We start from the raw sequence: 21,160 nt of genomic DNA, 5'->3' as shown, positions 1-21,160 counted from the left end.
TCCCCCGAATTCAGTTCCGCCCCTCTGGGCAAGGATGCACCGGCTCTACCGCCACTGGGGCAGAGCCGGTGCAGGAAGGGGTTTGCATGCGCACAAACCCGGTTTGCTCCCTACTCAAAACCCAGCATCAATACTCGATGCTGAACCTCAGTCCGACCGTGCGCGGACGCAAGGTGCCGTACCGGCTGGCGAGGAACGCCTCCGGGTGCACATAGGTGGTCTCGTGATTATCAAAGAGGTTTTCCGCATAGGCGATCAGCGACCAGTTATCGCGCTCATAACCGATATGAGCGTTCACATTCTCGAAGCTGTCGGTGTAGTCATAGGTCGGCTGTTCCACACCCGGCTGGCCAGCCACATACTGGAACAGGCCCGGGAATGACCCTACGTGGGTCACGGTCGTGGACACATACCCACGCGCATCATCGCCGATGTCGAACGCATATTTCACGAGCGCCGAGCCCTGGAAGTGGGGTGACGCCAGCCGCGCGCCTTCAACCGCGCCGGAGAAGGCGGCTTCTTCAGCCGTCAGTTCCGTCACTTTCGAATCGTTGAAGGAGCCATTGAGGTTGATGGTGAAACCGTCCGCCGGGTTCATCATCAGCTCAAACTCGATACCTTTACTGCGCGCCGCACCGATGTTGGTCGCGAACTGGACCGAGTCAGACACACGGTTTGCCTGTACCTGGATGTTTTTCCAGTCGATGAGGTAAGCCGCGAGGTTGGCGGTGAACCTGCCGTCAAACCATGTGCCCTTAAGGCCCACTTCATAGTTGATCAACTTGTCGGAGCTTGCGCCGTCTGGAATGATGATATCGTTCGGGTCATTGAGGCTTGGCAGCCCCGCCCGCGCGTTCACGATCGGCGAACGGAAGCCCGTGGATACGGTCGCGTAGGTAGTGATGTCATCACTCGGCTTATAAGACACGCTGCCCTTCCAAGCGAATTTGCTGGCCGATGCTTTTTCGCCCGTTGCCGCAACCACCGGTGCGATGGCAAGGGGGCCGCTGTAGCCGGTGAGGGCTGCTGTCAGATAGTTACTCTGGTAGCCGCCTTCTTCGGTGATGGTCTGCACAGAGATGCTGCCATACCGCAGGCCACCCGTGACCCAGAAGCTGTCGGAGAAGCGGTAGGTCAGCTCACCAAAGCCCGCTGCTTCATGGATGTTGGTGTGGTTATAGAACAGGGTGTAGGTGTCGTTCGGCAGCCCGGTCAGGCCCCGTGCATCAAGGAACTCGTCAGAGGCGCGGTAGGCGAAATCAACATCGCGGCGCTTGTAGTAATAGAAGCCACCAACGACCCATTCCCAGTTGCTTGTGTTATCGGACACGAGGCGGGCTTCCTCGACAAAGATTTTGTCATAGGCTGCTGCATCAAGCCGGAACGGAATGGTGAAGGCGAACGTGTTCGCGAGATCGACAAAGAACTGCTGGTCGAAGTCGGAATAGGTGGTCGAGCTGGTGAACTGCGCGCCATCAAACTGATAATCGATGGTGGCGTTATAGCTCGTGAGGATACCAGTAAACAGATCCGGCCGTTCGGAGTTGCGCTTCTCACGGCCAAGGGCCGGGTTCGTGAGCGACGAATCCTCCGGGTAGCTGTCCTCATGGCTCGCGAGCAGCTTGACAGCCAGACGGTCGGTCGGCTCCCACAGCAGAACGGCGCGGCCACCCCAAGCCTCGAGCGAGTTGGAATTGTGCACGCCGGTACCAACGTTATCGAGGTAACCGTCTTCGTTGCGGTAGAAGCCCACGACACGGAGGGCAAGCTCATCGTTCACCAGCGGCACGTTGATCATACCATTATAACGCTGCCGGAACGAATCAGATCCCGTCAGGCCATAATCGACAAGTGCGGAGGCTTCGAACTCATCAAGGTCCGGCTTTTTGGTGATGATCCGCATCGCGCCTGCGAGCGAGCCTGACCCAAAAAGTGTACCCTGCGGGCCACGCAGAAACTCGACCCGCTCAACATCATACAGGTTGGGGTCAAGAATGGTGGAGTTGCCGTTCGCGGAGATCGGCAGCTCATCGATATAGATGGCAACCGTGCTTTGCAGGTTGGCACCGTAACCGTTGGTAGCGATACCGCGGGCGGTGAAGTTGTTGAAGTTCTGTGTCGGGCGGTTGACCACAACACCCGGTGTCAGGTGCGCGATGCCTTCATAACCTACAACACCCTCATCCGAGAGTTTGTCCTGGGTGAATGCCGTTACCGACAGTGGCACATCCTGCAAGCGTGCGTTCCGGCGCGTCGCCGTTACGATGATTTCCTGCAGTTCAGTGTCTGTCGACTTTGCTTTGGCCTGCGTCTCTTCTTCCCCAAGATCGGCAGCTTGACCATAGGCAATGGTGGAGCCTGCGGTCACCGCGGCAAAGCATGCCGCAGCGCGTAGAAAACCTTTCATATTTCCTCCCCTTCCGTGCCGCTTTCAAATTTCGGCACAATGAGATCATGGCACGTATTCACACACTCGTCAATGTTCACTCTCACGCGTGTGAATAAAATGATTGTATGAGTGATCAGAGCTGATTGACGATTCAGCTGGCTGGAAATCCAGCCTCACCCAGGCGCAGACAACCGGTGTTAGCCAGGCCCGCAGAAGGCCGGGAAACCCCGGCCTTCTGGCTCTTTTCTAGTCGTCAATATTCCGCTTGAAGGTTTCCGGCAGGAACAGGCCGCCGATGACGAAGCTCATGCCCGCAATCACAACCGGATACCAAAGCCCGAAGTAAATATCCCCCGTCGCCGCGACCATGGCAAACGCGGCACTTGGCAGGAAACCGCCGAACCAGCCGTTGCCGATATGGTACGGCAGTGACATGGCGGTGTAGCGGATGCGCGCCGGGAACAGCTCCACCAGAAGGGCCGCAAGCGGCGCATAGGGCGCTGTCACAAGGATCATCAGGCCAATCAGGATCAAAACCACGAGGGGTTTATTCACCTCATCCGGGTTGGCCGAATGGGGGTAGCCCGCGGCATCGAGACCACCCAGCACCTCTGCCTCGAACACCTTGATGGCGTCGGCTTTTGCATCTGCGGACAAACCCTCCGGGTTGGGTGCCGTAATCACGCGGTCACCGATCCGCACCAAGGCCACCGTGCCTTCAGGCGCATCCGCATTCTCGTAATTGATACCGCTTGTCGCCAGGTACGATTTGGCGATGTCACAGCTTGTCTGGTCAAACGTATTGCTGCCCACCGGGTCAAACTGGACCGAGCATTCGCCGTCATAAGCCACCACCGTGACCGGTGCGCTCTCAACCGCCGCCGCAAGCGCCGGGTTGGCCGCGTAGGTCAGCGCCTTGAACGCCGGGAAATAAGCGATGGTGGCAATGAAACAGGCGGTAACAATGATGGGCTTGCGGCCGATCCGGTCACTGAGCCAGGCGAAAATGACGAAGAAGGGCGTACCGACTGCAAGCGCGATGGCGATCATCACATTTGCCGTACCCGGGTCAACCTTGAGGATTTTGACAAGGTAGAAAAGCGTGTAGAACTGGCCGGTATAGCCCATCACCGCCTGCCCGGCGACGGCGCCAAAGAGCACGATCAGCGCGAACTTCACATTCTTCCACTGGCCAAAGGCTTCACTGATGGGCGCTTTGGAAACCTTGCCCTCTTCCTTCATGCATTGGAACACAGGGCTTTCCGAAAGTTGCATTCGAATCCAGAGCGAGATGGCGAGCAGAAGCACCGAAATCAGGAACGGGATACGCCAGCCCCAGTCCGCAAAAGCCTCTTCCCCCATCGCGGACCGCAGCCCGATTACGAGAAGGAGGGAGACGATGAGGCCAAGTGTGGCTGTAGTCTGGATGAAACTGGTATAAAGCCCGCGTTTGCCGTTCGGTGCGTGTTCGGCCACATATGTCGCCGCACCGCCATATTCACCGCCCACCGCAAGACCCTGCAACAGCCTGAGCCCCACAAGGATAATAGGCGCTGTAATGCCGATGGTTTCATAGCTTGGCAAGAGGCCAACCGCAAATGTCGACAGGCCCATCAGCCCCATGGTGACTAGGAATGTATATTTACGCCCCACCAGGTCACCAAGGCGACCAAACACCAGCGAGCCAAACGGGCGCACGGCAAAGCCGGCCGCGAAAGCTGCAAGCGCCAGAATGAAGGCTGTAGTGTCATTCACGCCTGAGAAAAACTGGCCCGAAATATAGGTCGCCAGCAGACCGTACAGATAAAAGTCATACCACTCGAACATGGTGCCAAGCGATGAAGCAACGATCACGAGTTTCTCGTTTTTCGTGGCCTTGTGGTGCTTTGGCAACTGCGCGAGATCGTCAGCAGGACCCTCGCCACCCTTCCCAAGAAGCGACATCCTAATCTCCTCTCCCTTGATAACTCCTTCTTCCGCTTAACAGAATATTCATTCACTCACAAGCGTGTTAATATTATTTGATGACTGAAACCCGCGGCATACAAAAGCAAATGCCGGACCCTGCTTTGGCAGAATCCGGCATCCGGGGGTTCGGCTTATGGCCTGAACTAGTGTGAGCGGTGCTTGAACGGGAAGACAAATTCCTCGTACGGCACACCGGTGCTGTCGGTCGGCGTGGAGATCACACGCACGACGCCTTCGTCACCCTTAAGCTCCACATGAGTAAAGCCCCAGATCATGCCGCGCACAAAATGTGCGGTCTGCTGCGGGTAGGCTTTTGCCTGATAGGCGGCGAAACGACTGTGGGTCGCGCGCTCCTTGGCGGCCGCGCCCGACAGCACGTGCAAAAGCGGCACGTCACGTTTGCCTTTTGGCGTGGTCTCACAGCTATCGGTGTGGATCTCGAGCGAATGTTCGTGCCCCGCAAAATAGGCATCCGCATATTCGCACAGCATCGGCAAGAGCACTTTCCTCAGTGCGCGTGCCTGCTCGAACTTGGAGCCACCCGTGGACCAAAGCGGATGGTGTGCCACTACAAACTTCCATTTGGCGGTGGAGTTTTTGAGCGCTTCCTCAAGCCACGGCACCATATTGCGCTCAGCCTCGTTCGCGGGCATGGCCCAGGGGTCGATATCATCCGGCCCCGTGCCCTTTTTCTCGCTACCATCATCGTTCAGAAGCGCTTCAGGGTATCCCATGCCGGAGAGCATCACTTCGGTGTCGATGACAAACAGCTCCACCTCACCCTTCGCTGAAGGCGGCTTCACGGTGTAGAAAATGCCGTCCATGTAAAACTGGTCAGACTTTTCCATATAGTCGACCTGCGCCATGGCCCCCTCGCGCGAGGTGTGCCAGTCATGGTTCCCAAGTGCCGTATAGATACGGAAACCTTCTTCGCTTTCGCCAAGGCCCTTGTAGGGGATGGTGAAAATATCCTCGAAGCGCTTGGCGTCATCAACACCGTCCGTGCCCATGGTCGCGCCGTCCGGGTAGATATTGTCCCCGAGCATCAGGGCAAATTCGCAGGGCTTCTCATTACAGTAGGCGCGCATGGCGTCCGCCACCGGTTGTTGGCCGCTCCGCATGATATAACCGCCCATCTCAGGGTGGAAATAGAGGGACGGCATCTGGAACTCTGACGGGTTGTGTTTGTCTTCAATCCAGTCCTTGCGCTCGTCGGCCTCAACTGCATCAAGCGTGCGGAAGGGTTTCTCCCACAGGCTCTTTTTCTGATAGCCGTAGTGATAACCGCTATCCCCGAACGCGAGAAAAGAGATGGTCTCGTCTGCCGATTGGTCCGGCGCCGTTTCCGCGCAGGCAGCACCCGCCATCAGGGCGATGCTGGCTGCAGCGAGGTAAGGTTTCATCTTGAACATGGATCTCTCCCCGTCGGTTTACTGTGCCAGAAGCACATAAAAGAGAATTGTGACAATCGAGATTGCGGCCCCCGCCTTTTTGGCGTGCGGCCACGGCGTGATATCCACCGCGTGGGTGTAGGATTCTTCATAGCTGTTTGTAGCGGGCGCGAACCGGCTGATGATGAGCATCAGCGCGGACGTCACCACAAACACGATGGCGAGGAAGTGCAGGAAGTGGATCTCGTCCGTGGTGCCAAGAAGCGACTGCACGAAGGCCTGCACACTATCCCCAAAGGCGAAGACCAGCAGGTAAAAGATCACCGGCCCCAGCACCATGCCAACCTTGGCCGCGAGCGCGGACACATAACGTGTGGTCAAGCCCAGCATGATCACCGCCAGCATGGGGCCAAAGAAGGTGGCGTTGATCTTCTGGAGGTAGTTGAAGAGGCTGCCGCTTGTATCAATCAGCGGTGCAAACGCCATGGCGGTGAGCGCGAGGATAATGCTGCAATAGCGACCACTTTTCACCATCGACGGGCCATCTGCCTCGGGGTTGATAAGCCCCTTGTAGATGCCCTGACTGAAAAGCGTGGCAGAGCTGTTCAGTACACTATTGAAGGTGCTGAGCACCGCGCCCACCATCACGGCGGCGAAGAACCCAACAAGCGCTTCCGGCAACACGGTTTTCACCAGCATGGGGTATGCGAGCAGATAGTCCTCGCGCCCCAGCTCACCCTTGAACATATGGAAGGCGATGACACCCGGCAGCACGATAATGAAGGGACCGATGAGCTTGAAGCACGCCGCGATCAGCACACCCTTTTGCCCTTCGGCCAGGTTTTTGGCACCGAGCGCGCGCTGCACGATCGACTGGTTGGTACACCAGAAGAAAATCTGGTTCACGATCATGCCGGTGAACAGTACGCCAAATGGCAGGAAGGAGCCGGGCTCATCCCCCGTGATGTCAAACTTGGTATGTTCTTCGGTATAGACCTCTTGAAGCCCCGCCAGCATGTCGCCGTCACCCACCATCATGAGGGCGAGTATGGGCACCAGAAGCCCGGCGATCAGGAAGCCTACACCATTGACCGTGTCTGAAATGGCAACGGCCTTGAGGCCACCAAAAATGGCATAAAGTGAGCCGAGCGTGCCCACACCCCACACCATCATCCAGGTGGCGGAGCTTTGGCTGATGCCGAAGGTTTCAGACACGTCAAACAGGCTTTCAAGCCCGGTCGCACCAAACAGAAGCACCACCGGCAGGATGGCCACCACATAGGAGAAGAGGAACAGCAGCGAAGCGATGATGCGCGTTTGCCCATCAAAGCGGTTCGCCAGATATTCCGGGATCGTGGTCAACCCCATCTTGAGATATTTCGGCAGGAAATAAAGCGCGGTGACGACCATGGCGAGCGCCGCCGTTGTCTCCCACGCCATCACGGCGATGGTGTGGTTGAACGCATCGGCATTGAGGCCGACCAGATGTTCCGTCGACAGGTTCGTGAGCATGAGAGAGCCCGCGATAACCCATGCCGTCAACGACCGGCCGCCAAGGAAATAGGCGTCCGACGTATCCATGTGATCGTCTTTGGTTTTCCAATATGCGATAGCCGCGACGAGCGCGGTAAAAGCGACAAATGTCACCAGAGCTAACATAATCCCCCTCCCCAGAGAGCTTAGTGCCCGTTAAGAATATTTATTTTATTCGACCTTAGTTTCAGAATTTTTATTCTTTTTTTGGTCGATGTCAATATTTCTATTCCGAAAAGCCTTTGAGGCAAGTCACAGGGCAAACCGGACAGGGGAGATACTCCGGGTTAAAACGCTCAGGTTCGGCTGATCTGATTGCTATCAAGCCCAAGGCCAATCGCCAGCGCCTGCGCGAGGCACATGGTGCCTGTCACGGTGCGGAACCCGCTTACCGTTACCTTATCGGTAAGGAAATAGGTGTCGCTCAGCTTCACGATCGGGCTCACCAGCTTGTCGGTCATGGCGATCACCTTTGCACCCGCATCCCGCGCCTGCTGCGCCACGCCGATCACCTCATCTGCATAGTTGGGGAAGGTGGCAACAACCAGCACGTCACCGTCGCCAATCAGCCGCGCCTGTTCGCTCAGGTTGCCGCCGACACCGTCGAGGAGGAAAGCGCGGATATCAAGGTTGCGCATCATGTAATAAAGGTAGCTCGCCACCGGGAAGGACCGGCGCTGGCCAAGGATATAGATATTCTTCGCCGCCTTGATGGTGTTAATGGCTTCATCAAGTCGCGCGACCGAAACCTCGCTCTGCAGGCTGGTGAGCGCATCGCGGTTGGCTTCCATAAACACATTCAAAATGGGGTGCGCGCCCTCGGCCCCCTCGGACGCGCCTTCCTTGAGCTTCTGGATGCGGTCCGAATAGTTGGCGGAATAGCCCGGAAGCTGCTGCACCAGATTGGCGCGGAAGATTTTCTGGATCTCCGAGAAGCCCTCAAAATCGAGCGCCTGTGCGAAGCGAATCAGGCTTGAAGGCTGCACCTCCAGCCGGTTCGCAATCTCCGCCGCGGTATCAAGGGCGGTATCGACAGGGTTGTCGAGGATGAAACGGGCGATTTTCTTGAGCTGTTTACTAAGGCCATCAAAACGGCCCGCAAGCACGATGTTAAACTCGTCAAAGCTATAGTCGGCACGGCCTTCGGTTTTCGCCATCCGCGTCTCGCCCCCTTGTCCTGTCTCTCAAATCCGGTGTCCGGGCATGATTATACCGGCAGCCTTCAGAAAAGGAATGCAAATTTCCCCACCGGAATATATATTCCTGATGCGCCCACTAAAAACCACGCACAATACTTTCGGGGAGGAAGCTGATGCGGGACATTGGTATTGGGCTGATCGGCAGCGGCTACATCGGCAAAACCCACGCGATTGCCTATAACGCCCATACGGCGGTCTTTGGTGGCCCGGCGCGGCCGGTTTGCCGTGCGCTTGCGGAAATCAATGAGGAGAAGGCGGTACGCGAAGCGGCTGCCCTCGGTTTTGAGCGCGGCACAGGCGACTGGCGCGAGCTCCTGAACGCGGACGACATTGACGTGATCGCCATCGCGACACCCAACGCGCTTCATAAGGACATGACCATCGCTGCGATTGAGGCTGGCAAACATGTATATGTGGAAAAGCCGCTCGCGCTTGATGCTCATGAAGCAGATGAGATCATCAAAGCCTATGAGGCGCGGGGCAAGGCTGCCCAGCCGCTCGTGCACATGCTGGGTTACAACTATCTGTGCAACCCCATCATCAGCACGCTCAAGGCCATGATTGATGCCGGGGAGCTGGGCGAGATCATCCATTTCCGCGGACGGCACAATGAAGACTATATGGCGAGCCCCGACGTGCCCTTCAGCTGGCGCTGCTCAAAGGCGGCAGCAGGCACCGGCACGCTTGGGGACATGGGTTCTCACATCATCAGCATGGCGATGCATCTGGTCGGGCCGATCATGTCCCTTTGTGGGGACACAGACATCATCATCCCCAAACGCAAGGACGCGGGCGGCACCTTGCGCGCGGTCGAGAATGAAGATCAGGCACAGGCCATTGTACGGTTCGCCGGCGGCGTGATGGGCATGCTTGAGACCAGCCGTGTCGCGATGGGTAAAAAGCAGGGCCTGGCGTTTGAGATTGTCGGCACCAAGGCGAGTGTGGAATTTGATCAGGAACGCATGAACGAGCTACGGCTTTATGAAAGCAGTGCGGCACGAGGCCGGGCGGGTTTCAAGACGGTCCTGGTTGACCCCGGCTTCCCGGATTTTGGCGCTTTCTGCCCGGCCCCCGGCCACGGCCTTGGCTACAATGACCTCAAGATCATTGAGGTAAACCGGTTGATGAAAGCCATCACGGAGGGTGCGCCAGTGCCGGTCGACCTTTATGTCGCGCGGGATATTGAGAAAGTGATTGATACCTGGGTGCTGAGCGCAAGCGAGCGCCAATGGCTGGATGTGGGGCGCGCGTAAAGCGCCCCACAACTTTTTTCCTAGATCAGGCCAGCGTCCCGCGCGTAGCCCGCGAGCGCCTGATAGCCCTTCTTGGCATATTCAAACGGGTTTGCCTTGGCGGGGTCCTGCTCCGCCTCCACCACCAGCCAGCCTTTGTAGCCAGCATCCGCCATGACCTTGAGAACGGGCGGGAAATCCACGTCACCATCACCCGGCACGGTGAACACACCTTCCACCACACCGTCGAGGAAACTGGCATCCGCCGCTTTCATGCGCGAAAGCACCTCAAGCCGCACATCCTTGCAGTGCACATGGGCAATGCGGCCCGCGTATCGTTTGGCAACGGCAAGCGGGTCACCACCCGCAAACGTCAGGTGGCCAGTATCAAGGAGCAGGCACACATCATCCGTGGTGCCTTCCATCATGCGGTCAATCTCCGCCTCCGTCTCGATCACCGTCCCCATATGGTGGTGGTAGGCGAGCGTGAGGCCACGGCCCTTCACATGCGCCGCGATCTCGGACAGGCGGGCACAAAACTTGGGCCAATCCGCCTCGTCAATCACCGGACGGCCAGAGAGCTTAGCACCCGGCGTGCCATGCACACAGCCCGTGGTCTCCGCCCATACAACAACCTCACAGCCCATCGCGGTCAGGAGCGACAGGTGCGGCTCCAGCGCCTTGATCTCATCCTCAACGGACCGGCTCAGAAGTTCTGACGAATACCAGCCTGAAATCAGGCTGATGCCCTGCCGCTCCAGAATGGGTGTGAGCGTCGCGGCGTCACGGGGGAATTTGTGGCCAAGCTCAATACCCTGATAGCCCGCCGCCACTGCCTCGCTGAGGCACACCACAAGCGGTGTTTCGCCGCCCAGCTCCCGCATATCGTCATTGGACCACGCAATCGGGTTGGTACCGATACGAACCTTGTCAGCCATCTATTTTTTGCTTTCTTTTCATCTCTTGGTAGGCGCTCAGGCGGTCTTCCGCCCCCGCGCTATCAGACTGTTCAACAACCGGCACATCCCACCAGTGCCCGCCCTCATCGGTGCTGATCGCGGGGTCCGCATCAATCACGATGACGCTGGTTTTATCCGCCGCCTTCGCGCGCCGGACTGCCGCGCCAAAGTCAGCAATATTTGTAACCTTCTCGGATAGCGCGCCGAGCGAGCGGGCGTGCGCGACAAAGTCGATGAACGGCCGTTCGCCGTCAATGCGGGTGCCGTGCTCGAAAAGGTTATTGAAGGACTTGGCCGTGGTGCCGCCCTGCAGGCGGTTGATGCAGCCGTAGCCGCCATTATCCACCAGCACCACAATCAGCTTCTGGCCCATGAGGATGGAGGTCGAGAGCTCGGAGTTCATCATGAGGTACGAACCGTCACCCACGAGCACAAACACGTCGCAGCCATAGGTCGCCATCTTGACGCCAAGGCCGCCCGCGATCTCATAGCCCATGCAGCTGAAGCCGTATTCAAGGTGATAGGTGCCGGGCGCCTTGACCTGCCAAAGTTTGTGCAGTTCCCCCGGTAACCCGCCCGCTGCGGCAACAATAACGTCGCGCGCATCCGTCGCACGGTGAAGTGCGCCCAACATTTGCGCGTCGGATGGCAACGGGCGGGTATCCGGCGTGGTAACCTGCAAGGTGATGTCTTCCCATTCCTGCCGTTTGGCGGCCGCGACCGCGCGCCGGCCTTCGCTCGCAGGCAGGCTGGCGGTGAGTTTTTCCAGCGTCAGTTTCGCGTCGCCCACCAGCGGCACGCTGCGGTGTTTGACCGCATCAAACGCCGCGACATTGAGGCCAATGATGCGCGCGTCCGGGTTCTGGAACACCGAGCGCGAGCCGGTGGTGAAATCGGCGAGGCGGGTACCGACGGCAAGCACAACATCCGCCTCAGCCGCCAGTTCGTTCGCGCCTTTTGACCCCGTCACGCCAATGCCGCCCACATTCATCTCGTGCGACCACGAGAGGCTGCCTTTGCCGCCCTGCGTTTCCGCGACCGGGATACCGGTGTGGGAGGCAAAAGCCGCAAGCGCATCATCCGCACCGCTATAACGAACACCGCCACCAGCGATGATAAGCGGGGCTTTGGCGAATTTCAGCAGCTCAAGCGCACGCTCAAACTCGAACGCGTCTGGCTCCTGCCGACGCAGCCGGTGCACTTGGCGTTCGAACATGGCCACCGGGTAGTCATACGCCTCGGCCTGCACATCCTGCGGCAGGCAGATGGTCACTGGCCCACAGTCCGCCGGGCAGGTCAGCACACGCATCGCCTGCGTGAGGCTGGTGACAAGCTGCTCCGGCCGGGTGATGCGGTCAAAATACCGGCTGACCGGGCGGAAACAATCATTCGCCACCTCAAGCGGGCTCGCGGGGCTCTCCACCTGTTGCAGCACCGGGTCTGGCCGGCGGTTCGCGAAGGTATCGCCGGGCAGGAACAAAACCGGCAGGCGGTTCACATGCGCGAGCGCCGCCGCCGTGACCATGTTGGTCGCCCCCGGGCCGACCGAGGTGGTGCAGGCCATCATGCGGCGGCGACGGGTGGCTTTCGCAAATGCGATGGCGGTGTGTGCCATGGCCTGCTCATTATGTGCGCGGAAGGTGGGCAGGCTATCCTGCACCTGCGCCAGCGCCTCACCAAAGCCCGCCACATTGCCATGGCCAAAGATGGCGAACACACCGGCGAACAGCGGAACCTCATCCCCGTCCACCGCCACAAACTGTGCAGCCAGATAGCGCGCGAGCGCCTGCCCTGCCGTCAAACGAACCGTATTCATGCACTGACCTTTCCAGCCGGGACGGCGCCTTCCCGCGCCTTGATCCAGCAGTCGACAAGGCGGGCGTAGCGCGACGCCATTTCAGTCACCGCTTGCCCGTCATCCATGCTGCCCGCAAACCACGCCCGCGCCACTTCACCAAAGATGGTACGCCCAACCGCGAAGCCCTTACAGACTTTATGGTGCGCGGCGTTCTCAATCGCGGCCATCACGTCTTCTTCCGGTGCGTCGAGGCCCAGAAGCACGATGCCACGGCAGTGTGCGTCCCGGCTTTCGACCGAGGCCGACAGCAGTTGCCATTCGGCCTCAGAAAGCGGGGTTGGCAGTTTCCACCAGTCGGGGTAGATGCCGATGTCATACAGCCGGTCAATCACGGTGCAGACCGTATGGTCATCCCGCGCCATCGAGGCAGGCGGAATCACTTCCACCAGCAGTTCATGGCGGCTGGCGCGTGCGGCCGCACTCAATCGCAGAAGTTCGCGTTCCTGCGCTGCGCGCATCTCCTCCGTGTCGTCCGGGTGATAAAACACCAGGCATTTGACACAGTGTTCCTGCGGCCATTCACGGAGCGTTGCGAGTAAGCTATCCCCCCCCTCGAACGCGAGCGGGCGCGAACCCGGAAACTCAATCGGTCGCCCGATCCAGATGCCGGTGCCGCTGGCCATGTCAAGGGCATCCTGCCCAAGCCGCCCATCACAAAGAATGCCAAGGCCCCGTCCCTTATAGGTTTGCTTTGCCTCGGCGAACGCGCGGTAGCACAGGGATTTGAAGTCCTCGATGCTCTCACGGCCCTGGCCGGATTCCGACGCCATATCCTCAAGCTGCTTGCGGTGATCGAAGGCAAACGCCAGCACTTCCGGGAAATCCCGGTGGCGGGTGGTGGACCAGTGAAGCTGCTCAAGCCCCGCGTCATGCCGCACACTTCTGTGCGGGCTGCCGTGGGCCATGAAATAGCGCACTTCCTCATAACTCGGGATCGCGGGCGCGCAGCCGTGGCGCGAGACCACAAGCGCACCCGACGCGTTCGCAAGGCGGCAGCTATCTTCCCAACCAAGCCCGGCAATATACCCGCGCAGCAGGCCCGACATGAAGGCATCACCCGCGCCCAACACGTTGAACACCTCAACCGGGAAACCGGCGTGAACAGGATTGTCAGCAAGTGTTTCCGGTATTGCACCCTCAAATACCGTGCAGCCCTGCGGGCCAAGCTTCAGCACAAGTGTGGCTGCCGTTTTTTCGCGGATTGTCTTCAGTGCCCTGATGGTATCGGTGGAGCCACCGGCGATATGGAATTCTTCTTCCGTGCCAACGATCAGGTCAGAGTAAGGCAGCATTTCCGCCACACTTTCACTGACCGCCGCATTGGCCACAAACCGTTCTTCGCCCTGCCCCAAGTCTGTCAGACCCCACAGTACCGGGCGGTAGTCGATATCGAACACCACTTTGGTGCCAGCGGCGCGTGCGCATTCCGCCGCCTTGAAGCTGGCCTTGCGCACACCGGACTTTGAGAGGTGCGTGCCCGTGACCACCAGCGCCTTGGCGGAGGCGATGAAAGCCGCGTCAAAATCATCTTCCGAGAGTGCCATGTCGGCACAGTTTTCACGGTAGAAAATCAGCGGGAAAGTTTCCCGGTCACGAATACCGAGGAAGACAAGCGCCGTCAGCCGTTCCTTGTCGGTCTTGAGGTGGCTAACGTCCACGCCCTCTGCCTCAAGCGTGCCTCGGATGAAACGGCCCATATGCTCGTCCCCCACGCGGCTGAGGAGCGAACTTTTCAGCCCCATGCGTGCGGTGCCGACAGCAATATTGGCCGGGCAGCCGCCGATATATTTGGCGAAGCTGCCCATGTCCTCCAGGAGGCCGCCGATCTGCTCGCCATAGAGGTCGACGCCCGCGCGGCCCATGCAGATCACATCAAGGGGTTTGCCCGTGCTCATAAGGTGATCCCTTTGGGTTGCCAGAAATCGGCGTCCTTCTCCATGGTCCAGGCATGTTCTTCAACAAAGTGCGGGATGCCGTAGCGACTGTCCGGCAGGTGGCGGATCACCCAGGCGTAATACATGCCGTAGCCGGGCGCCGCGACCTGCGCATGGGTCTTCTCATCCATGATGCGCACGCTGTCATTAGGGCGGATCTTGAGCACGTCTTCATCCAGCTCGCCATGCCCCCAACCGCGCGGGTCGGTGAAGCGGTAATGGTAAATCTCGGGCTGTGCGTGGTGGTGCGGCGGATAGGACGACCATTTGCCCGGCATGGTGATCACTTCACCGAGCACAAGCTGCGCATCGGGCGATGAATTGGTGTCGTCAAAAATGGTGCGCACAAAACGAAGGCATGTGCCGCCAACCTGGCCCTTGCCGCGCGGCTCGTCCACCCCTGCGTCCGGCTCATAAATCTCGGTCGGGAACTTTGCCTCGTTGTCACACTGGTAGATGGTGAACTCGGCATCCGTCTCCGCGGTAATTTCCACCGTCACGCCCTTCGCGCCGTGGATGCAGGACGGATGCTCGTCAAACAGCGAGGCCCGCGACCAGCGGAACAGCTTGCCGTCCACGCCAAGGGTGACCTTGCCGTCCATGAGAAGCCAGGCGGATTCGTTTTCAAAATGCACCGTCGTGCTTTCGCCAGCCCGGAATCGCCAGACCGAAACGCCAATACCTGTTGGCTCGTTTACGTCTGCATGGTCCGTGATGGTGGTATATCCCATCGCGAAACCATCCCTGTGGTTCGTGATATGCTCAAACATGAGCCCTCCCCGGTAGACTGACGCACATATTACTGTGCAAAATGACCTTGGTATGTAATTACCATTTACGGAAAGAAATATTTATTCTATTTTAGCAATAGGTCAAGAATTTTAATTCTGTTTTGTAAATTTTTGGGAGGGAAACCAACATGACCCATGGTATTTGCCTGATCGGCGCGGGCCGCATCGGGCGCATTCACGCGGGCAATCTCGCGGCGACACCGGGCCTTGCGCTCAAATATGTCGTGGACCCGGTGGCAGATGCCGCAAAAAGCCTCGCGGATGAGCTGGGTGCGGCGGTCACAGACCTTGATACCGCACTGGCAGACAAGGCCGTGCACGGTGTGGTGATCGCGAGCGCCACCAACACCCACGCCGACCTGATTGAGCGGGCCGCCGGTGCCGGCAAAGCCATTTTCTGCGAAAAGCCGGTCGACCTTGACCTCATGCGCACAGCAGAAGCGATTGCGAAGGCGAAAGATGCGGGCACACCGCTCCTGCTTGGTTTCAACCGCCGTTATGATCCGGATTTCGCCGCGCTCAAGGCGCGAATCGACGACGGCAGCGTCGGCCGGGTGGAAATGGTACAAATCACCAGCCGTGACCCCGGCCCACCCCCGGTGTCCTACATCAAAACAAGCGGCGGTCTGTTCAAGGACATGATGATCCATGACCTTGATATGGCGCGCTGGTTACTCGGTGAGGAGCCCACCCATGTCACCGCACAGGCCAGTTGCCTTGTTGATCCCGATATCGCCACCGCAGGCGACGTGGACAGCGCCATGGTCATGCTGCGCACAGCATCGGGCAAACTGTGCCAGATATCGAACAGCCGCCGCGCGGTATACGGCTATGACCAGCGCATTGAGGTGCACGGCAGTGGCGGCATGGTCAGCGCGGGTAACCGACTTGAGAGCAGCGTGCGGCTGAACACCGGCGCAGGCGAACGGGACGACAAGATCCAACATTTCTTCCTTGAGCGCTACGCACAGGCGTACGAGCGGGAAGCGGCACACTTTCGCGACATTCTGGACGGCCGCACCGCGCCGCTCACAACAGGCGAAGACGGGCACAAGGCGCTGATCCTCGCCGAAGCGGCAGCGAAGTCCTTCCGTGAGGGCATTACCGTCGCGCTCTAAGCAGCTGAGATAAACATCAAGAGAGACCGGCGCCACTTGGTGCCGGTCTTTTTTTATTTGCGTTAAGCATCAAAAAAAACGGGTCGGCGAACCGACCCGAAGTTTCCGAATTGTGCCCCAAAGCACATTTGGAAGGGAGTATCCTAGAAATTATACCGCGCGGTCAGAAGGAAGACGCGGGTCGACTTTTCCCGCTCCACTTCAAACTCGTCCACGATGCCGGCGCGCATATCTTCGAGGCTGTCGAAGTTGCGTTCCGCCTGGTTGCTTTCCGCGTTCAGCACGTTGTTGGCCGTCAGGCGCAGCACGAGGCCGAAGTCAAAGCGCTTCTCGACAAAGAGTTCCAGATTGCCGCCATAATATTGGTCCTCGATCTCGGCGTAGAACACACTGCGCGCGAGGCCCTGTTTCTGGTAGCTGAAGCCGGTTGTGGCCTCAATACTCGGGAAGTTCTGCGTCACACCGAAGTTGTAGACATATTTCGGCTGGTGATTGAACCGCACGTCCTGCTGCAGGAACTCGTCATACCGGCTGGACCAGATGCGGGTGTAGTTGGCGAAGAAGCCCGTCTCATCAAGGCCGAGGAAGACAAGCGGTGTACTGATGTCCATCTCGATCCCGTAGGTTTTGCCGTTGCCCACATTGTCGTAGCTATAAAGCCCACCGTCTTCCGTGTCGCCAATGCGCACGAGCTGCGACAGGTCAGATACCTTGCGGTAGAAGAAGTTGAGGCCAAGGATACCGTTTTGCGGCAGGGTGTGCTCATAGCCCACATCAAGGCCCCAGGATTTCTCCATCGCGAGGTCCGGGTTACCGATGGTGACATCATCATCGTCCGGCTCGTCCGTCAGTTCCGCAGGCACAAGCTGGTCAAAGGTTGGCCGCCTGACCGTGCGTGCCACGCTGAGGCGCAATTGCCCCTTCTCACCCAGATCCTGCTGGAAGTGCAGGGACGGGTTCAAAAGCGTGACGGAGTTTGAGGTTTCACCGGCACCAATTGCGTTCACGTTGGTTTTGGTATGTTCAAGCCGCATACCCGCTTCCACCGTTGTGCCAGTGCCCAGTTCCCACTCGCTGACGAGGAAACCGTCATAGCGGTTTTCCTTGACCGCAAACATGCTGTCGCTCTCAACAGAGAGATTGCCATCATCATCCGCTTCCATAAGCGTGAGGCCATAGTCGCGTTTTTTGAATTTGGCCGCCGCACCGTATTTGAGCGTCATGCCTTCAAACTCGTGCTTGAGGCCAAAGTCAGCGGCAAATTCCTTATCGACGCTCGTCACCAGTTCGCGCTCGCGGTCATCAAGGCTTTCTTCGCCGTCGTCGAAGCCGAATTCGCGGTCGTACTGGTCTTCCGTGTTATCGAACCGGCTGTAGCGCACCATGGCGTCAAAGCTGGTCACGTCTGACATGCGGCCTTCATAAAGCCCGCTCAGGCCATAACTTTTCTGGCGGATTTCCGTGTCCTGCGTCGTCACCTTGTCGCCAACCAGAACACCGTCGTCGCGCTCCCACTCGCTACCGTCTTCACGCTCATCGCGGTTGGTGTCGATAAAAAAGCCATCGAGGCGGAATTCACCTTCGTCACCAACTTTGAAGGTAACGTCCGCGTTCAGCGAAATGTCCAGATTCTCGCGGCTATCAAGCTGGGTCGCGCGGCCGTCGGCCACGGACGCATTGAAATCATCGGGCGAGAAGAGGTCACGGCCATCAAATGAGTTCGGGAAGTCACCTGCAACGATTTTCTCTTCAACAAACTTCTTGGCGTTGAAACGCTGCTGGATGTTGGCGGTAACCGAATAGAACATGCGGTCATTGTCGCTGCGGCCCGCGTATGAGATCGCACCCGCGCCGCGCAATTCCTTGTCCTTCGCGGAATAAAGCGCGCTTGCCCGCACCGAACCCCCTTCCGGAAGTGTCGTGCCTTCCTTCAGGATGATATTGATGGTGCCGCCCACACCCTGACTATCAATATCAGCGCCGGGGCTACGGATAATCTCGATACGCTCAATAATCTCTGCCGGAATACGGTCCACCAGCACGGTGCGGTCATTGCCCGCCCCCGGAACGGGACGGCCATTGATCAGCACCTGCGTGAAACCGTCTGCCATGCCGCGCATCTGCGGCGCATCATATTCACCGATGTCACTGGTGAACGCCACGCCCGGCACACGCTTGAGCATGTCCCCCGCCGAAATAGGCTCAAACTTCTGGAAAAACTCGGTGTCGTACGTCAGTTCAGGCGCAACCGACGATGTGCGGTTCCGCGTAACAATCTGGCCGGTGACCACAATTTCTTCAAGGCTCATGTCCTTGGTGGTGTCAGTATTACTTGTATCTGCTTCCTGTGCGTACGCAGCTGGCGCAAGCGCCAAAAGCATACAGGAGCACAAAAGTCTGCGCCTTTGTAATGCGTATGTCATAAAAACCTCCCCAGGTTCCCACTATGGATTCGTTTTGCAGTATCTCCAACAGCCACCCCAGACCTATAAGAGGCAGCATGTTCCTTCCCTCGGATAACGACCATCCCAACTGCTTAGGAACGCCCTTCCGTTCATTGCATTATAGAATTTATATTCTTTTTTTCAACATAAATGAAATTTTTCCTCTTTTTTGTCTTGAAACCGGCGGAATAGGTCACATATCTTGGCCAGAGGGAAGCCAATTTAGGGAGAGGCACTCATGAAAATGAACCGCCAGATGATGGCTATTGTTGCCATCGGCCTCGCCGCCTGCACGCCGGGTGACGACCAGCCAAAAGAACAACCAGCGTCACAGGAACCGGCAGGCCAAAGCCTTGCCGTTGCCATGGAAACCGCGCCCAGCGCATCCGATAGCGCGGCAGCGGCCATGGCGTGGCCCGGCAGCGGCTATATAATCGGCGCGATTGAAGACGGCCTTGAGCTTTATGGCCCGGACGGCCAGACGCTTGGCCATGCGGGCGGCGGCGAGATTGAAGCCATCAGCCTGATCGGCCGTTATGGTGACGGCGACGGCCCGCTCGCGCTCGCGCTTGATACGTCGGTAAGCCAAGTGAACGGCTTTGTGGTGAGGGACGGCGCGCTTGTGCCCACCCAGCAAGCTATTGTGAAAACAGACGCGCTTCTTGAAGGCATGTGTGCCTACACGAGCCCGCTTGACGGCGAAAGCTACGCCTTCCTGCTCACCAGCAGCGGCCAGATTGAACAGTGGGCCATCACCAAAGGCGCCAACGGTGCACTTAAAAGCCGGCTCACCCGCAAACTGCAAGTGGGTTCAGAACCAAAATTCTGTGTCGCGGACAGCAAGCGCAACAATCTTTATGTGACGGAAGAAGCCGTCGGTGTCTGGCGCTTTGACGCGGACGTTGAGGCCGACACGGTACCGGAGCTGATCGACGTGGTGAAATTCGGCCACTTCACCGGCGAAGTGGGTGGCCTTGCACTTCACCGCACAGCTGCTGGCCAGACCGTGCTGTTCGCCTCCGATGTCGAAAGCAGCATGATCAACCTCTATGACGTTGAAGATGAGCACCGTTTCATCGGCCAGACCAGCTTTAAAGGCGCGGGCAATGTGGACGGTGTGGACAACGCCGGTGCGCTGTCCGCCGGTGGCGGCTATCTCGCGCTCGCGGATGAAGACAATGGCGACGATGCCACCAACTTCAAACTTGTGAGCATGACGACGCTTGCGGATGCCTTTGGCTTCAGCAAGCTGAAAGCATCAGCGGGCGAGGACCCGACGGCTAAATTCGCGCTCGTCAAGCCAAGCCTTGAGACCGCACCGGTCGCGGACGGCGGTGACGCGGCGGACGACCCTGCCATCTGGGTACACCCGACGGACCCTGCCAAAAGCCTGATCATCGGCACCAACAAGCAGGGCGGGCTTTATAGCTACACGCTTGACGGCAAGGTGCATCAGTATCTTGAGGTTGGCCGCGTGAACAACGTTGATGTGCGCTACGGCGTCAAGTTGGGTGACCGCTCGGCCACCATCGCTGTTGCCAGCAACCGCACCCATGAAAGCATCGACATCTTCGAGATTGACGATGCCACCGGCATGATGACAGACATCGCGGACGGCGTGCAGCCGACCAATATGCCGGACCCCTACGGCCTCTGCCTGTACCAGAGCCCGAAGGACGGCAGCACCTATGTCTTCATCAACGAGAAAGACGGCCTCGTGCGCCAGTGGAAACTGGATGAAGGCACATCGGGCCGCTTGAAAACCACACAGGTACGCGAGTTTGAAGTCGGCAGCACGGCCGAGGGCTGCACCGCCGATGATGACACCGGCGCACTTTATGTGGCCGAGGAAGATGTCGCGCTGTGGAAATATGGTGCCGAGCCCACAGACGGCGACGCCCGTGAGAAAATCACCGACCCACAGGCGAACCCGGCGCTGAAGGACGACCTCGAAGGTGTGTCCATCTACTACGGTGAAGGCACAAAAGGCTATATAGTGCTCTCGAGCCAGGGCAACAACAGCTATGCGCTCTTTGACCGCGAAGCGCCGCACAGCTACATCGGCTCCTACCGCGTAATCGCGGATAGCGACGCTGGCATCGACGGCTCCTCGGAAACCGACGGCCTTGATATCATCAGCACCCCGCTCGGTGCCCAGTTCCCATACGGTGTGTTTGTGGCACAGGACGGCCGCAACATCGCGCCAGAGGAACGGCAGAACTTCAAGCTGGTGCCGTGGGAACGTATCGCCGACAAGTTCAGCCTCGAGAAATACACCGCTCGCAACCCGCGCGACTGATCAAAGCAAACCAAAACCTTGAACAAGCACAGCCATTCGTGGCTG

At 58.5% G+C, this 21,160-nt stretch carries 13 protein-coding genes; 3 read left to right on the top strand and 10 right to left on the bottom strand.

Annotated features, from left to right (window positions below; translation table 11 throughout):
• Positions 1-127: 127 nt before the first annotated feature.
• The 5 genes from B150_RS0112235 to B150_RS0112215 form a co-directional block, all read right to left on the bottom strand.
• Positions 128-2,407 (bottom strand): TonB-dependent receptor, encoded by a 2,280-nt coding sequence (locus B150_RS0112235; RefSeq protein WP_020400222.1) that lies wholly within the window; start codon positions 2,405-2,407, stop codon positions 128-130.
• A gap of 228 nt (positions 2,408-2,635) precedes the next feature.
• Positions 2,636-4,333: an MFS transporter gene (locus tag B150_RS0112230; RefSeq protein WP_020400221.1), complete on the bottom strand. Its 1,698-nt coding sequence runs from the start codon at positions 4,331-4,333 to the stop codon at positions 2,636-2,638.
• Between the two features lie 167 nt (positions 4,334-4,500).
• Positions 4,501-5,769, bottom strand: a complete 1,269-nt coding sequence (locus tag B150_RS0112225; protein ID WP_020400220.1) for a metallophosphoesterase — start codon at positions 5,767-5,769, stop codon at positions 4,501-4,503.
• Between the two features lie 18 nt (positions 5,770-5,787).
• Positions 5,788-7,407 carry a solute:sodium symporter family transporter gene (locus tag B150_RS0112220; protein WP_020400219.1) on the bottom strand — a complete coding sequence of 540 codons (1,620 nt, stop codon included), beginning with the start codon at positions 7,405-7,407 and terminating at the stop codon, positions 5,788-5,790.
• A 170-nt stretch (positions 7,408-7,577) separates the two neighbouring features.
• Positions 7,578-8,438, bottom strand: coding sequence for a MurR/RpiR family transcriptional regulator (locus tag B150_RS0112215; protein WP_020400218.1), 861 nt, complete (start codon positions 8,436-8,438; stop codon positions 7,578-7,580).
• 155 nt (positions 8,439-8,593) lie between these two features.
• Between B150_RS0112215 and B150_RS0112210 the strand changes: the two genes are divergently transcribed.
• Complete coding sequence (locus B150_RS0112210; RefSeq protein WP_020400217.1) at positions 8,594-9,733, top strand: Gfo/Idh/MocA family protein; 1,140 nt, start codon at positions 8,594-8,596, stop codon at positions 9,731-9,733.
• Between the two features lie 20 nt (positions 9,734-9,753).
• Here the strand turns inward: B150_RS0112210 and iolE are convergent, their stop codons facing one another.
• From iolE to B150_RS0112190, 4 genes are read right to left on the bottom strand one after another with little or no spacing between them, the layout of a single operon-like run.
• On the bottom strand, positions 9,754-10,650 hold the full coding sequence (gene iolE, locus B150_RS0112205) for a myo-inosose-2 dehydratase (RefSeq protein WP_020400216.1): 897 nt from the start codon (positions 10,648-10,650) through the stop codon (positions 9,754-9,756).
• Positions 10,643-12,487: a 3D-(3,5/4)-trihydroxycyclohexane-1,2-dione acylhydrolase (decyclizing) gene (iolD, locus tag B150_RS20855; RefSeq protein WP_020400215.1), complete on the bottom strand. Its 1,845-nt coding sequence runs from the start codon at positions 12,485-12,487 to the stop codon at positions 10,643-10,645. The genes iolE and iolD overlap by 8 nt, the downstream gene beginning before the upstream one ends.
• On the bottom strand, positions 12,484-14,424 hold the full coding sequence (locus tag B150_RS0112195) for a bifunctional 5-dehydro-2-deoxygluconokinase/5-dehydro-2-deoxyphosphogluconate aldolase (RefSeq protein WP_020400214.1): 1,941 nt from the start codon (positions 14,422-14,424) through the stop codon (positions 12,484-12,486). Before B150_RS0112195 ends, iolD begins: the two co-directional genes overlap by 4 nt.
• Positions 14,421-15,233 carry a 5-deoxy-glucuronate isomerase gene (locus B150_RS0112190; RefSeq protein ID WP_020400213.1) on the bottom strand — a complete coding sequence of 271 codons (813 nt, stop codon included), beginning with the start codon at positions 15,231-15,233 and terminating at the stop codon, positions 14,421-14,423. The genes B150_RS0112195 and B150_RS0112190 overlap by 4 nt, the downstream gene beginning before the upstream one ends.
• 149 nt (positions 15,234-15,382) lie before the next feature.
• On the opposite strand from B150_RS0112190, the gene iolG reads away from it, so the two are divergent.
• The gene (gene iolG / locus B150_RS0112185; protein WP_020400212.1) at positions 15,383-16,372 is read left to right on the top strand and encodes an inositol 2-dehydrogenase; all 990 of its coding nucleotides are present in this window, start codon (positions 15,383-15,385) and stop codon (positions 16,370-16,372) included.
• 143 nt (positions 16,373-16,515) lie between these two features.
• On the opposite strand, the gene B150_RS0112180 is transcribed toward iolG, so the two are convergent.
• Positions 16,516-18,753 (bottom strand): TonB-dependent receptor plug domain-containing protein, encoded by a 2,238-nt coding sequence (locus B150_RS0112180; protein ID WP_020400211.1) that lies wholly within the window; start codon positions 18,751-18,753, stop codon positions 16,516-16,518.
• A gap of 301 nt (positions 18,754-19,054) precedes the next feature.
• Here B150_RS0112180 and B150_RS20850 point away from each other — a divergent pair, with 301 nt between their 5' ends.
• Positions 19,055-21,115, top strand: coding sequence for a phytase (locus B150_RS20850; RefSeq protein WP_020400210.1), 2,061 nt, complete (start codon positions 19,055-19,057; stop codon positions 21,113-21,115).
• The last annotated feature ends 45 nt before the right edge of the window (positions 21,116-21,160 follow it).

The organism is Kordiimonas gwangyangensis DSM 19435 = JCM 12864 (assembly GCF_000375545.1).
Classification (GTDB): Bacteria; Pseudomonadota; Alphaproteobacteria; order Sphingomonadales; family Kordiimonadaceae; genus Kordiimonas; species Kordiimonas gwangyangensis.
The sequence above is the reverse complement of the archived record's forward strand: the minus strand, read 5'-3'. Positions and strand labels throughout refer to the sequence as shown.